Annotated in this window: 12 protein-coding genes; 2 read left to right on the top strand and 10 right to left on the bottom strand. The window is 40.1% G+C overall.

The genetic code is table 11. The features are described from left to right. Positions 1 to 28: 28 nt before the first annotated feature. The 4 genes from B7E04_RS15435 to B7E04_RS15420 all read right to left on the bottom strand — a co-directional run bounded on the left by B7E04_RS15435 (position 29) and on the right by B7E04_RS15420 (position 5,482). Positions 29 to 1,390 (bottom strand): aldehyde dehydrogenase, encoded by a 1,362-nt coding sequence (locus B7E04_RS15435; protein ID WP_080779425.1) that lies wholly within the window; start codon positions 1,388 to 1,390, stop codon positions 29 to 31. Between the two features lie 42 nt (positions 1,391 to 1,432). After that, on the bottom strand, positions 1,433 to 2,995 hold the full coding sequence (locus B7E04_RS15430; RefSeq protein ID WP_080779424.1) for an MFS transporter: 1,563 nt from the start codon (positions 2,993 to 2,995) through the stop codon (positions 1,433 to 1,435). A 97-nt stretch (positions 2,996 to 3,092) separates the two neighbouring features. Beyond that, a complete protein-coding gene (locus B7E04_RS15425) occupies positions 3,093 to 4,139 on the bottom strand; it encodes an HlyD family secretion protein (RefSeq protein ID WP_080779423.1) in 1,047 nt (348 codons plus the stop codon). Between the two features lie 5 nt (positions 4,140 to 4,144). Further along, positions 4,145 to 5,482 (bottom strand): TolC family protein, encoded by a 1,338-nt coding sequence (locus B7E04_RS15420; RefSeq protein ID WP_228439952.1) that lies wholly within the window; start codon positions 5,480 to 5,482, stop codon positions 4,145 to 4,147. 134 nt (positions 5,483 to 5,616) lie between these two features. On the opposite strand from B7E04_RS15420, the gene B7E04_RS15415 reads away from it, so the two are divergent. Beyond that, the gene (locus tag B7E04_RS15415; RefSeq protein ID WP_080779421.1) at positions 5,617 to 6,423 is read left to right on the top strand and encodes a helix-turn-helix domain-containing protein; all 807 of its coding nucleotides are present in this window, start codon (positions 5,617 to 5,619) and stop codon (positions 6,421 to 6,423) included. A gap of 251 nt (positions 6,424 to 6,674) precedes the next feature. On the opposite strand, the gene rplI is transcribed toward B7E04_RS15415, so the two are convergent. The 6 genes from rplI to B7E04_RS15385 form a co-directional block, all read right to left on the bottom strand. Then, positions 6,675 to 7,181 carry a 50S ribosomal protein L9 gene (gene rplI / locus B7E04_RS15410; RefSeq protein ID WP_080779420.1) on the bottom strand — a complete coding sequence of 169 codons (507 nt, stop codon included), beginning with the start codon at positions 7,179 to 7,181 and terminating at the stop codon, positions 6,675 to 6,677. Positions 7,182 to 7,313: 132 nt separating this feature from the next. Then, positions 7,314 to 7,616: a 30S ribosomal protein S18 gene (rpsR, locus tag B7E04_RS15405; RefSeq protein ID WP_034706728.1), complete on the bottom strand. Its 303-nt coding sequence runs from the start codon at positions 7,614 to 7,616 to the stop codon at positions 7,314 to 7,316. A 32-nt stretch (positions 7,617 to 7,648) separates the two neighbouring features. Next, positions 7,649 to 7,990, bottom strand: coding sequence for a 30S ribosomal protein S6 (gene rpsF / locus B7E04_RS15400; protein ID WP_062647331.1), 342 nt, complete (start codon positions 7,988 to 7,990; stop codon positions 7,649 to 7,651). Positions 7,991 to 8,214: 224 nt separating this feature from the next. Beyond that, complete coding sequence (locus tag B7E04_RS15395; RefSeq protein ID WP_080779419.1) at positions 8,215 to 9,567, bottom strand: chloride channel protein; 1,353 nt, start codon at positions 9,565 to 9,567, stop codon at positions 8,215 to 8,217. A gap of 192 nt (positions 9,568 to 9,759) precedes the next feature. Continuing rightward, complete coding sequence (locus B7E04_RS15390) at positions 9,760 to 11,073, bottom strand: dihydrolipoamide acetyltransferase family protein (protein ID WP_080779418.1); 1,314 nt, start codon at positions 11,071 to 11,073, stop codon at positions 9,760 to 9,762. A 63-nt stretch (positions 11,074 to 11,136) separates the two neighbouring features. Continuing rightward, positions 11,137 to 11,964: an SAM hydrolase/SAM-dependent halogenase family protein gene (locus B7E04_RS15385; protein WP_062647322.1), complete on the bottom strand. Its 828-nt coding sequence runs from the start codon at positions 11,962 to 11,964 to the stop codon at positions 11,137 to 11,139. A gap of 137 nt (positions 11,965 to 12,101) precedes the next feature. Here B7E04_RS15385 and B7E04_RS15380 point away from each other — a divergent pair, with 137 nt between their 5' ends. Next, complete coding sequence (locus B7E04_RS15380) at positions 12,102 to 13,058, top strand: PhoH family protein (RefSeq protein WP_080779417.1); 957 nt, start codon at positions 12,102 to 12,104, stop codon at positions 13,056 to 13,058. The last annotated feature ends 112 nt before the right edge of the window (positions 13,059 to 13,170 follow it).

The following is a 13,170-nucleotide window of genomic DNA, read 5'->3' as shown; positions in this document are numbered from 1 at the left end:
AAAACCGGGAAATTTCCCGGTTTTTTATTTACAGCAGTTTCCTGATCCAGCTTAATTTCTTTTCAGAATAAGGTGGGTATTTTATATCAGGTTCGCCCCAGGTTGCTTTCTCAAGGATGGCTTTCTGATGCGAAAAGGCTTCAAAACCATACGGTCCATGATAACTTCCCATGCCCGAAGCACCGACACCTCCAAACGGCAGCCGCTCGTTGCCCAGATGCATAACCACATCATTGATGCACCCGCCGCCAAAAGATAATTTCGTTGTAAACGCCTCTTTTTCCTCTGAATTCCGGGTGAAAAGATAGGCCGCCAGAGGTTTTTCCAGCTCAAGGATAGTATTGAGAACCAGGTTAAAATTGGTGAAACCCATCACCGGAAGTATCGGTCCGAAGATCTCTTCCTGCATCACATCATCTTCCCACTCAACAGGATTAAGGATGGTTGGTTCTATATGGAGTTTTTCAGTATCATAATTTCCGCCGAAATAAATTTTATCCTTCTGGATCAGTTGGATCAGCCGGTCAAAATTTTTACGGTTAATAATTCTGGTGTATTGTTCAGAATCTGCAGTATATTTAAATTCTGTGATGTATTTTCTAAGCATTTCCAGAAACTGTTCCTGAACGGACTCTTCCACAAGCAGATAATCGGGGGCTACACAGGTCTGTCCGGCATTGAGGAATTTTCCCCACACGATTCTTTTGGCTGCAACCTCAAGATCGGCATCTTTGGTGACAATGGCGGGAGATTTTCCACCTAATTCCAAAACGACAGGCGTTAAATTTTCTGCAGCTGCTTGGTATACAATCTTCCCGACTTTTGTACTTCCTGTAAAAAATATCTTGTCAAATGAGATTTTTAAAAGTTCCGTGGTTTCATCAATACCGCCTTCGTACACATAGAGGTACTCTGGAGGAAAATTGTCATTGATAAGTTGGGACATTGCTTTCATTGTATTTTCCGCTATCTCGCTGGGCTTTAGAATACAGCAGTTTCCAGCAGCCAGTGCCGCAATCATAGGAGAAAGAGATAGTTGATAAGGATAATTCCAGGCACCTATTACCAGAATGCAGCCCAGAGGTTCCTGATGGATTTTACTTGTCCCGATCTGATTCACTAGGTTTGTTCTGACTTTTTTAGGCTTTGAAAGTGAATTCAAATTCTTCAGATAATAATTAATATCGTTGAGAACAAAAGAAATTTCAGTTGTAAAAGTATCGAATTTCGATTTTCCGAAATCCTTGTCAATAGCTTCGTACAAAAGATTTTCGTTATTCATGATTATATCCCGGAGCTTTTCAAGATACATTTTCCTGAACTTGATATTCTTGGTCTGCTGTGTTTTGAAGAATGCTTTCTGGCGGGATACGGTTTCCTGAATGTCCATATGATCAAATTTCAGGAAGTACAGCAAATTTTCGGCCTAAAATTACATAATATTCCTCACTGCGATTTTTACAGGATGGTATAGCAGTAGAGCGAACGCAGTAATCAAAGCCAGCCAGAACAGGCCGGTGAAAATTTCCATATTGGAAAGCAGGATGGATTGAGCCATTATTTTGGCTTTAAATGCTCCTGCGGTCACCGATAAAGACTCATTGACGGGAAGTTTCGAGATATTGGCTCCGAAAAGCTGACTCCACTGGCTGTAGAAAACGGGATTAGTATCGGTTAGGTCGGAGCTTAACGTGTCGGAATGTTTTAACGTTAGAAACAACATTAAATTTTGCATTAAAGCATAACCAATGGCAGTGGTCCAGAAACGGGTGGTAGTTCCCAGTGCGGTTGCATTGGCCACATATTGCTCCGGCATTCCGGAAATTAAAAAGAAAACAAGTGGTGTAAACAGCAATCCCTGGGAAATTCCCTGCAAAAACAGAGGTGGGCAAATGGTGGAAAGCGTAGTGTCGGGATAAAAAGTATAGGTAAACCAGGCACAGTCTATTGCCAGAAGCAGGAAACCTGAAAAGAAAACGATCCTTGAGGAAACGCCGCGTATCAGGCAAATTCCGGATATCATTACCCCCACAATAGTTCCGGCTACATTCCAGTACTGGATGTTGACGATATAATCCCACGGCCATTTCCAGACGATTGCCATAATGCTGTAGACATTATTCAATCCTGAACGGATCAGGTAGAAAATAAAAAACAGGATCATCCCTGCAATAACATTTTTTGAACCAAAAACTTCAAAATGAAAAATGGGCCTTTTGGAATTCCTCTGTTTCAGCATAAATAACCCTCCTGAAAGCAGGAAAATAAAAACGCACATAATAATGGTGTCGGACTCCAGCCACATGAGTCTTTTACCGTAAATAATAGCATAACCTCCGGACTGAAGACATGCCCAAAGCAGGAACCAGCTTGTAATATCCAGCTGATACAAGGGCATCTTAGGAAAAAACCGGTTGGTATTAAATAACGCAATCCCGATGATGAGCACAAATACATGAAAATATACTATCATCAGGATCATATGCTGGAAATCATAATCCTCAATGCTCGATTTCAGCAGGGATGTGGTGATGGTACCGCCCGTCAGCATAATGGTATACATAAAAAGATAGGCAATTACTTTGGCATGCCTGGTTTTTAATTCTGCAATAATCAGAGGCAGGAAGATGGCACCTTCCAGCAGCCCGAAGATGCCTTCCAGAAAACGGATGACCAGAATGACCTGGTAGTTATTAGTGACAGATAAGGCATACAAAATAATGACAGAAACAGACGCCATAAGCAGGATATAATACTTCACGCTGAAATAGGCCATAAATCTCTGTAAAACCAGAAGCGTAACCACAAACGTCCCATACATTAAAATCATTAAATACTGGATGTCATCCGGATCCACATCCATAAAAGAAGACGTGAAAGCACTATTGGAGTGTAATAGCGACAAAAGCATCAGGTGAGGAAACAAAGCCAGCACCAGAAGCGGAAGCTTCAGCCACTGCGGGACCCATTTGCGATATACGGTGTTGTGTTGCATGTCGATGTGATGATGTGATAATTTGTTGATACGATGATGTGTGTAAACGCAAATTTGCGAATTCGCTGTTTTGCCTTTTTACCCTTTCGCCCTTTCGCTAAATTTTCTTCGCGCTCACCAGAACATTCATCCCGGAAAGAAGCTTTTCATTATTTTTATTATTATCGAGGATGATTTTCACCGGGAACCTCTGTTCAATCTTGACAAAGTTTCCGGTAGCATTGTCGGGTTTTACCAGGGAAAACTGGGAACCTGAAGCGGGGGATACGGAAAACACTTTTCCTTTAAATTCAAGATCGGGATAAGCATCTGCGGTGATGGTTACCTCCTGCTGTGAATCTATTTGTCCGAGCTGGGTTTCTTTGTAATTCGCGATGATCCATTTTTCTTTACTCACAATTTGTACGAGCGCCTGACCTTCTTTAATCAGCTGTCCTTCCTGGATGGTCTTTTTTCCAACCCAGCCATCGTAGGGAGCAGTGATCACGGTATAGGAAAGGAAAAGTCTGGCGTTGCTGAGGCTTGCAGAACTCTGCCGGATCTGGCTTTTTACGGGAGCGACTTTGGATTGTTGCTCACTGGCACCCGCTCTTATGGCATTTTTCTGCTGTTCCAGAGCTAAAAGATTGGCTTTGGACTGTTCGTAGGAAGCTTTTACGGTTTCAAATTCCTGTTCTGTGGCGGCATCTTCTGCTACTAGATTCTTGTATCTCTTGAAATCCTGTTCCGTTTTCCAGATATCAATTTGGGCGGAAGCTATTCGGGCATCAATGATCTTTGAATCACTTTCTTTAGTATTGACCCCACTTTCAATGGTGGTAATGCTTTGTGTGTTGGCATGAAGGCCGGCTTCAGCTATTTTCACCTGATTGACGAACTCCCTGTTATCGATCACAATTAGAGTATCCCCTTTATGCACAAACTGGTTTTCTTCAAACCGGATGGTCTTGATAAATCCTGAAACCTTACTGGAAACCGGGGTGATATACTGCTCGATCTGTGCATCATTCGTAGTGACATTTTTTCTTGAGAAAAGATAAAAGCTGACCATTCCCGTAATCCCGCTGATGATCAGGATCCAGGCCAGCAGGGTGATGGTTTTGTTGATTCTTTTTTCCTTTTGTGTCAGTTGTTTCTTTGCCATAGTTTTTATAGATTTCCAATAGTGTACTGGAGCTGGTAATATTTTAATTGTCGGTTGATTTTTACGGAAATCAGATTGGATTCTGCTTCCAGATAAGCGTTGTCAGCATCAATGAGTTCTGTGATCAGGCTTAATTTATTCGCATATTTTGTTTTTACAATGCGGTAGTTTTCTTTAGCCTGGATGATGGCTTCTTCTGCAATTTTTATTTTCTGATCGGTTTCTTCAAATTTTTTAAAAGCTTCATAAACGGTATGTCTTATGCTCTCCTCATTTTCCTCAATCTGAAGCCGGGCCAGATGAATATTTTCCCGGGCTTCCTGCATTTTATATTTATTTTTATACAGATTTTCGATGGGATAGGTGAGATTTACCCCAATCATTCCCAAGCGGTAGGCATAAGGTTCTGGAGGGAAAAAAAGCATATTCGGATATTTGGTAAAATATTCGCCTCCGGCTGTGATTTTCGGTAAATAATTTGCCTTTATCAATTTCTGATCCAATTCTTTAAGGGAAAGGTTTTTATGGGCCATTGCTGCGGACTCATCTCTATCTAAAGCAGTTTCAGTCAATTCATCGATGTAAGGAATCGTTACATTTTCAGAAATGAGATCTTCCGTATCCACATGCATTTCCTGTCGTTCCGGAAGGGAAAGAAGGGTTTTAAGCTTATGCTCTGCTATTTGAACATCATTATTCAGTTCTGTCCAGCTCATGGTATGGTTCGAAAGCTGTAAAGAGGTTCTAAGGACTTCATTTGCCGTTACCAGTCCGTTAGCTTTTAAAGCTTTTACCTGTCTGATATTCACAGAATCTTCCTTCATTTTATCGTTGATAAGGTTCTGTTGCTCTTTCAGATGATGGATCTGTAGAAAGGCTGTGATGATCTCCATTTTAAGCTGTCTTTCATCCAAATGGGCTTTTAAGGCTGAAATTTCAGTGTCTATGGACGCTTTCTTTTCGTTATTTTTAATTTTTCCACCCATATACACCGGAATTGATGCAGACAGGGTAAAATCATACATTCCGTTGATCACGTCATATTTTGTGGCCTTATTGAAAAACCCGTTCTGATGCTGGAAAAGATTGGTCACCTGGTTATAGCTGGTATGAAATTCAACATCCGGAAGCTTTTCCATGGACAGATCCTTTTCCCGTGTGACTGCCATTTCCTGTTTTAGATGGCTGATCTGAATTTTTTTGTTGTGTTGTAAGCCTGTTTCTATTGCCTGCCGGAGGCTGAGATGGCTGTAATCGGTCATTTGTGAGTGTAAAAAGCTGCCGGTCAGCAGAAAGCACAACGCAATGCACTGATATCTGCATGCGTTAAATATCATATTCATAATGTAATTAAAAGATTTTTGCTAAAATGATTTTGATTCGGCAAAGTTACGATCCGGGTGATCTGACCCTATTTGTGAAAACAGAAAAAGATTTGTTCATTTACGCCAAATTGATTTTTTCTTTTTAATTTTACATGATGAATGACAGCCATTTTAAAGCAGTAGAAGAGGAAGACGCAGAGTTTTATGTCTATCATGTGCTTACGGGCAATGTAACAACGGATGTGCATTACCACAGTTCTGCGCAGCTGGTCTATGCAGAAGGAGGAATCGTTCATGTTTTTACAGACCTCAGACACTGGTATCTTCCGGCAAGATGCTTTATGTGGATTCCTGCCGGAACCCCTCATTATATTTTTTCAACCAGCCCGAAGGTGGATCTTTACAATTTTTACTTTAAAAAAGAAGAAAATGAAAATGGCTTTTTTGATGAAATTAATATTTATTCAGTCAGTCATCTGCTTAGAGAAATGATTTTATACACAAAAGAGTGGGATGGGAAAATCACAAAGAATGATACTTCAAAATATTATTTCCTTAAAGCCCTGAAAGGAATTCTTCCAGAAAAGAGAGATAAAAAACTGGCTTTTCCGGTACAGCATCCGTTCCCTAAAGATGAAACGCTGCTAAAGATTGCGAAATACATTCATGCCAACCTCGAAAAGCCGCTTACCATTGAATCTACGGCGAAAGAATTCGGAATGAGCACAAGAACCCTTTCCCGCAAATTTAAAGAGATTTTAGGAATGAATTACGTTCGTTTTCTGCGTGCGTTAAGAATTACACGTTCTCTGGAACTTATGTTGGAAGGAAAGTACAATATGTATGAAATTGCGATGATGGTAGGGTATAACAGCCTTTCTTCGTTCAGTAATATCTTCAAAAAAGTCATTGGAATACCGCCTACGGAGTATCAGCAGAAGCTGAAAGGGAGTCATTAGAAGTTGGAGGACTGTAGAGTTTGAGAGTTTGAAAGTATTAGAGTTTTGAGCGAAAGTATTGAATTAAGACAAACATCCGGTGGCTTAGGCCCTCAAAGCAACCAACACTAATATCTAGCGCTTAATATTTGAGATCTAATGTCAGTTATCTAAAGCGCTACCATCATTACTACATTTTACTTTCAACATGAATACAGAAAAAAACCACTTCAAACGAAGTGGTTTTGTATGTTGAGAAAATCCTCGGCTTATTAAGCTTCTTCTTCAGATTGTACTTCCTCTTTTTTAGCAGCTGGAGCAGCTACTACAGGAGCGTCAGATACGATGTCGAATTCATAGTTGTACTCAACATTTCTGTGAAGTCTGATAAGAGCTGAGAATTTACCAGTTCTCTTGATTGTGTTACCAGGAATTTTGATGTATTTTTTCTCTACAGAAACACCAGCTTTTCCTAAAGCTTCAGCAAGATCAGCATTGTTGATAGATCCGAATAATTTATCACCAGAACCTACTTTTGCAGGAATAGTAATAGAAGTTTTCTTCAATTGATCAACTACACCATTCGCAGCAGCGATTAATTTAGCTTCTTCTTCTTTTCTTGCTTCCAAAGTAGCCTCAAGAGCCGCTTTGTTTTTTGGAGTAGCCAAAAGTGCAAATCCCTGAGGAATCAGGAAGTTTCTTGCATAACCAGGCTTTACGCTTACTGTATCGAACTCAAGTCCTAAGTTTTCTACGTCTTTTTTAAGGATGATATCCATTGTTGTTGTCCGTTTTAGAGTTCCGGGTTCCGGGTTTTATGTTCCGGGTTTCCCATCCCTTCGTTAGAATTTATTTAATTAATTCAGCAACAAAAGAAGAGGTTGCCCTCTTCTCTTATTTATTTTTTTGTCTTATTTCAATAAGTCAGCTACGTAAGGTAGTAAAGAAAGGTGTCTTGCTCTTTTGATTGCAGCAGAAACTTTTCTTTGGTATTTTAAAGAAGTACCGGTGTATCTTCTTGGTAAAATTTTACCTTGCTCGTTTACAAACTGTAATAAGAAATCAGCGTCTTTGTAATCAACGTGCTTAATTCCGTATTTTTTGAATCTACAATATTTCTTTTCAGATTTTGTATTGATATCAAGCGGAGTAAGGAATTTTACTTCTGATTCTCCTCCAGCTGAGGCTTGTTTAGCCATTTCATCTATTGCCATGTCTTGTCTTTTTTAAAAAATAGGGTTAATAATTAAGCTTTAGCCGCTTTTAGTTTAGTTCTTCTAGTTACAGCGTACTCAACAGCATGCTTGTCAAGCTTTGTAGTCAGGTAACGGATTACTCTCTCGTCACGCTTGAATGCCAATTCTAAATCAGCAACTACAGTACCTTCACCTTTAAACTCAATTAAAGTGTAAAACCCATTCTTTTTCAATTGGATAGGGTAAGCTAATTTTTTTAATCCCCAATTTTCTTTAGCAACGATTTCGCAGTTCTTTTCTTTGATAAGATCTACATACTTGTTCACTGCTTCCTCTACCTGTGACTCAGATAGAACGGGAGTTAAAATGAAAACAGTTTCGTAATTGTTCATAATGTTAAATGAATTTGTTAATTATTTCGAGGTGCAAAATTAGAAAATATATTTGTAATATGCAATACAAGGAGTGAAATTGTTGGGAGGTTTTCGGTTTAACGTTCAAGGTTCAAGGTTTAATGTTCCAAGATGCGGGATTCAGGTTTAAGATTTCCGGGTGCAGGTTATCAGTTGATGGTCCTTAAACTTTAAACCTTGAACGTTGAACCCAAAACAGGAAATTACTCCTTCTCTCTGATTTCCGTCAGAAAGTTCACCTTAATCACATCGTACAGAGAATGTCTGCTCACCAGGATTGAAGCAATGGAAGAAACCATTCCGGCAAGCATCAGGTGAAAGATCAGCGAATGCCTGTCCGTCATTTCCAGCACAATAATGGCGGAAGTAAACGGTGCCCTGGTAATTCCGGTAAGGAACGCTACCATTCCGGCCAGGATAACCACATTGGTTTCGTTCGGCGTCAGATGAATGGCTCCGGAGATCACAGAACCAATGCTGGCACCTGCAGTGAGGGCAGGAGCAAAAATTCCGCCGGCACCGCCTGATGTAAATGACAGGGCAGGACCGAGCATCCTTAAAATCGGGACATACCAGTCCTCATGCTTATCCTTTGTAAAAAGAACCCGCTCCATAATTTCTTTTCCTGAACCGAGGATTTCACGGTTAATGAAATACGCTATAGAAGCGATAAACAGGGCGCAAGCGATCAGAAACAGGATATTGGCCTTATCTGTTTTCAGTTTTCTTTTTTTCCAGTCGTTCATTTTTAGCATGGTTACGGAAAGCTGGCTGGCCAGGATGCCCGCCGTTCCTGCGACAAGAATGATAGGAAACATAACCATTAATGAAACGTCATTCGTTTTCGGATATCCGAGGTATAAATAGGAACCGGCTAACGTTTGAGCAGTGAGGCCGGCAATAATCACCGCCGTAAATAAAGCCGTTTTGAAATAATTAATATGCGTTTTTGAAAGTTCTTCCACGGCAAATACAATTCCTCCCAAAGGGGTATTGAAAGCCGCTGCAAGTCCCGCTGCCGCACCGGTCATAATCATGTTTTTCTTGGATATTTTGGGCCACCAGTGGGGAAGGTATTCATTCACTTTTCTGAATACGGAACCGGCTATCTGAATGGTGGGACCTTCCCGTCCTACAGCTCCGCCGCCAATAACGAGAACAACGGATGAAATAATTTTAAAAACGATGATCTTAAGGCTTAAAAGGCTTCTGATTTTTGTGTGCTCTTTCGGGTTGGCAAGCTCCACGGCTGCCATTACCTGAGGGATCCCGCTGCCTTTTGCGTTGGGTGCAAATTCTTTTACCAGCCACCAGGACAGAACGAAACCGATAGGTGCAATAATGAAGATCATCCAATCATGCCAGTTCATCATGAAATTCAGGAGATTCTCTCCCCACGCGAATATTTTGGCATACATCACGGCAAAAAAGCCGGTAATTACAGAACCTATCCAGAAAGGAATGGCCTGCAGCAGATTGTTCTTCAGCTGCTCGTTACGGATATTGTCAAAGGATTTTTTAACACTCTTTCGGATAAGGTAGAGGAATTTCAACATTTGCAGGTTTTGAAATGTAAAAATAAACTTTAATTATGAAATGAGCCTGTGTTAAGACATTTCTGTTCCGATAGGGCAAAAATAGTATCGCCTGGCTTTAGTAATATAAAAAACCTCCGATAAAATCGAAGGTTTCTGTATGGTAAGATATTTTGAACAAGTGTTTTGTAACCGCCTGTCAATCATTATCTACTATATCTCTGTATTCAGATCCCAGTTCTGAAGGTAGTCATGAACATGTTTCAGCATCATTCCGCCCAAAGATCCGTCTACCACTCTGTGGTCGTAAGAGTGAGACATGAACATCAGCTGGCGGATGGCAATCACATCACCGTCTTTGGTCTCAAGAACCGCCGGTTTTTTAACGATGGCACCAATTGCCAGAATAGCTACCTGAGGCTGAGGAATAATAGGAGTACCCATCAGGTTTCCGAAGCTTCCTACGTTTGAAATAGTATAAGTAGCACCCTGCGTATCTTCAGGTCTTAATTTTTTGTTTCTTGCTCTGTAAGCCAGGTCGTTGATGGCTTTTGCCAATCCTGAAAGGGATAACTGATCAGCATTTTTAATAACAGGCACGATAAGGTTTCCGTCCGGTAAAGCCGTTGCCATACCAATATTGATGTTTTTCTTTTTGATGATATTTTCACCGTTAACAGAAACATTGATCATCGGGAAATCCTGGATGGCTTTCACTACAGCTCTCACGAAAATCGGCATGAAAGTAAGTTTTTCACCTTCACGCTTTTCAAAGATATCTTTATGCTTGTTTCTCCATTTTACAACGTTGGTAACGTCTGTTTCAATGAAAGAAGTAACGTGCGGAGCAATTTGTTTGGCTTTCACCATGTTTTCAGCGATGATCTTTCTCATTCTGTCCATAGGGATGATTTCATCACCCGCGGCTGTAGACACTGTAGAAACCGGTGCTGAAACCGGCGTTTTTGCAACTGCAGGAGCTGCCGCCTGTGCCGGTGCAGCCTGCTGAACAGGTTGATTTCCTCTGTTGGAAACATAGGCCAGTATATCTTCTTTGGTAATTCTTCCTTCCAGGCCGCTTCCTTTGATGGATTTAAGCTCAGATTCGGAAATATTTTCCTGTTGTGCGATAGATTTTACAAGTGGTGAAAGGTAAAGATCTCCTGAAAATTCTGCCGGAGATGCAGCTTGTAAAGGCTGTTCAATGGTTTTTAAAGTTTCAGCGTCCGGAGCGGCTGCAGGAACTTCTGTCTGTACTTCTTCTGAAGCGGTAGCACTGCCTTCTCCTTCAATTTCTAAAATGGCAATGGCTTCACCCACTTTTGCAACTTCGTCCTTCTGTTTCAGAATTTTTACAATTTTCCCCGAAACCGGTGTCGGAACGTCTGAATCTACTTTATCTGTTGCAATTTCAACTACGGAATCATCCTCTTTTACATTATCACCTTCATTGAATAACCAAGTGATAATCGTCGCTTCCATAACACCTTCTCCCATGGAAGGAAGCAATAATTTGTATTCTGCCATTTTTAATTTTTAGATTTTGACAAATATATAAAAAAAATCGGTTTTTTTATGAAATATATAATCTTACATAAATTCAACGTAGATATTCTCGCCTACATTGAGTCCAAAGAGGCTTTTGGCCCCGTTTTTTTTACTTCCTTTATAGATGGTAAGCTCCAAAAGCTGACTGTCATTGAAGATTGCTGCAGACTGCCCATGGAATTCCGTTTCCCTGGCCCAGTCGGAAACCACTTCCGTATGACTTGAAAACACCTTTGAAAGCGTTAAATTCCTGAATTTGATGGTAAAACCTTCATTCCCTTTGCCGCTGCTTTCGAAAAAGTCTTTACTGATATTTGAGATTATATTTCCGAAATTATCAATATAAGTAACTTCTCCGATGATCATCTTTTCAGACTCGTTGAAAACCGGTTTGGGGAACAGAAGCTGCTTCGCCGAATGGATTTTCCGTCCGATCACTTCAGGAAGCCCGCCATTGGCTAAATGAACAGCTACAGGTACGAAAACATCTGTGGATGTGAAGTTCACAATATCATCAAAACGGCTGTTTAGAGTAATCTCATAGATGGCTTCCGGTTTGATGTCGAAGAAGATAAGGCTCAAAAGTCCGTTGTCTGCGGCCAGAAAATAGGAGCCGTCGGCTTTGTACAGGATATTTTTCCGTGATCTGTTGTAAAAACTGTCCACAGAAAGGATATGAATGGTTCCTTTAGGAAAATATTTATAGGCATTTCTTACAATATATGAGGTCTGTATAAGGTTGAATGCCTGGATATCGTGGGTTATATCAATAATATTAACCTCAGGGTTTAGCGTCAGAATTTTGCCTTTCACAGCAGCGACTCTGTAATCTAAATTTCCGAAATCCGAAGTAAGGGTAATAATTGACATGGATTGGTGGTAGAATAAATAGTGTATAATGCAAAGTTATTTAAAATAAAAAGAAAGCCCGAAAGATTGTAGAAAAGAATTGACAGAAATTTGAAAAAAAGCTTTAATTTTAAAATCTAAAAAAATAAAAAAACTGCATGTTTGAATTAACATATGATTTGGAAGATGTCGATGTAAAGACCTTCTATGGCGTTAATAACCAATATTTCAATTTATTAAAATCAAGCTTTCCCACTATTAAAATCACCGGAAGAGATCATTTTATCTTTGCGATGGGAAATCAGGAAGCTCTGGATATATTAAAGCAAAAACTTGATGATATTGTCAAATTTATCTCTAAAAATAACTCTATTGCCCTAAAAGACGTTGAAAATATTCTAAATATCAAGGACGAAAATGAAAAACAATTGGTTTTTGATCAGGATATTATTGTAAAAGGAGTAAACGGTAAGGTGATCAAAGCCAAAACCACCAACCTTAAGAAACTGGTAAAAGAAACAGAGAAAAAGGATATGGTGTTTGCCATTGGCCCTGCCGGAACCGGAAAGACCTATACCAGTGTTGCATTGGCAGCGAGAGCTTTACGGGATAAGGAAGTAAAAAGAATTATCCTGACTAGACCTGCGGTAGAAGCCGGGGAGAGTCTCGGATTTCTGCCGGGAGACCTTAAAGAAAAGCTGGATCCTTATTTACAGCCTCTTTATGACGCATTAAGAGATATGATCCCCCACGAAAAGCTGGAAGGGTTTATGGAGAAAAAAGTCATTGAAGTAGCTCCATTGGCTTTTATGAGAGGACGTACGCTTGATGACGCTTTTGTGATCCTGGATGAAGCCCAGAATACCACCCATGCCCAGATGAAAATGTTCCTGACAAGAATGGGGATGAATGCCAAATTCATTATTACAGGAGATCCTACACAGATCGACTTGCCTCCGAAACAGCAATCCGGACTGAAGGAAGCGATGAGAATCCTTAGAGATGTTAAAGAAATAGGTTTTGTGCACCTTACTGAAGAGGATGTAGTAAGACATCCGGTAGTGAAAAAGATCATTCTGGCGTACAACGAGGAAGATAAAAGGCTGAAAGATTAGGCAGTAATTGTCTGAATTTTAATTTGTTGGATTTGATTTTTAAAGAATTTTACACTTAATAATTTTTGTTTGTGAGATTATTTTTAAGCACTATTTGGTGTTCTAAAAAAAA

Source organism: Chryseobacterium phocaeense (assembly GCF_900169075.1).
Taxonomy (GTDB): Bacteria; Bacteroidota; Bacteroidia; order Flavobacteriales; family Weeksellaceae; genus Chryseobacterium; species Chryseobacterium phocaeense.
Note: the sequence above shows the minus strand (reverse complement) of the source record. Positions and strands in the feature narration are given on the sequence as shown.

Excerpts from the sequence above, each read along its gene's own strand:
- B7E04_RS15435 (WP_080779425.1), bottom strand. The coding sequence starts at position 1,390 with ATGGACATTCAGGAAACCGTATCCCGCCAGAAAGCATTCTTCAAAACA.
- B7E04_RS15430 (WP_080779424.1), bottom strand. The coding sequence starts at position 2,995 with ATGCAACACAACACCGTATATCGCAAATGGGTCCCGCAGTGGCTGAAG.
- B7E04_RS15425 (WP_080779423.1), bottom strand. The coding sequence starts at position 4,139 with ATGGCAAAGAAACAACTGACACAAAAGGAAAAAAGAATCAACAAAACC.
- B7E04_RS15420 (WP_228439952.1), bottom strand. The coding sequence starts at position 5,482 with ATGAATATGATATTTAACGCATGCAGATATCAGTGCATTGCGTTGTGC.
- B7E04_RS15415 (WP_080779421.1), top strand. The coding sequence starts at position 5,617 with ATGATGAATGACAGCCATTTTAAAGCAGTAGAAGAGGAAGACGCAGAG.
- rplI (WP_080779420.1), bottom strand. The coding sequence starts at position 7,181 with ATGGATATCATCCTTAAAAAAGACGTAGAAAACTTAGGACTTGAGTTC.
- rpsR (WP_034706728.1), bottom strand. The coding sequence starts at position 7,616 with ATGGCAATAGATGAAATGGCTAAACAAGCCTCAGCTGGAGGAGAATCA.
- rpsF (WP_062647331.1), bottom strand. The coding sequence starts at position 7,990 with ATGAACAATTACGAAACTGTTTTCATTTTAACTCCCGTTCTATCTGAG.
- B7E04_RS15395 (WP_080779419.1), bottom strand. The coding sequence starts at position 9,567 with ATGTTGAAATTCCTCTACCTTATCCGAAAGAGTGTTAAAAAATCCTTT.
- B7E04_RS15390 (WP_080779418.1), bottom strand. The coding sequence starts at position 11,073 with ATGGCAGAATACAAATTATTGCTTCCTTCCATGGGAGAAGGTGTTATG.
- B7E04_RS15385 (WP_062647322.1), bottom strand. The coding sequence starts at position 11,964 with ATGTCAATTATTACCCTTACTTCGGATTTCGGAAATTTAGATTACAGA.
- B7E04_RS15380 (WP_080779417.1), top strand. The coding sequence starts at position 12,102 with ATGTTTGAATTAACATATGATTTGGAAGATGTCGATGTAAAGACCTTC.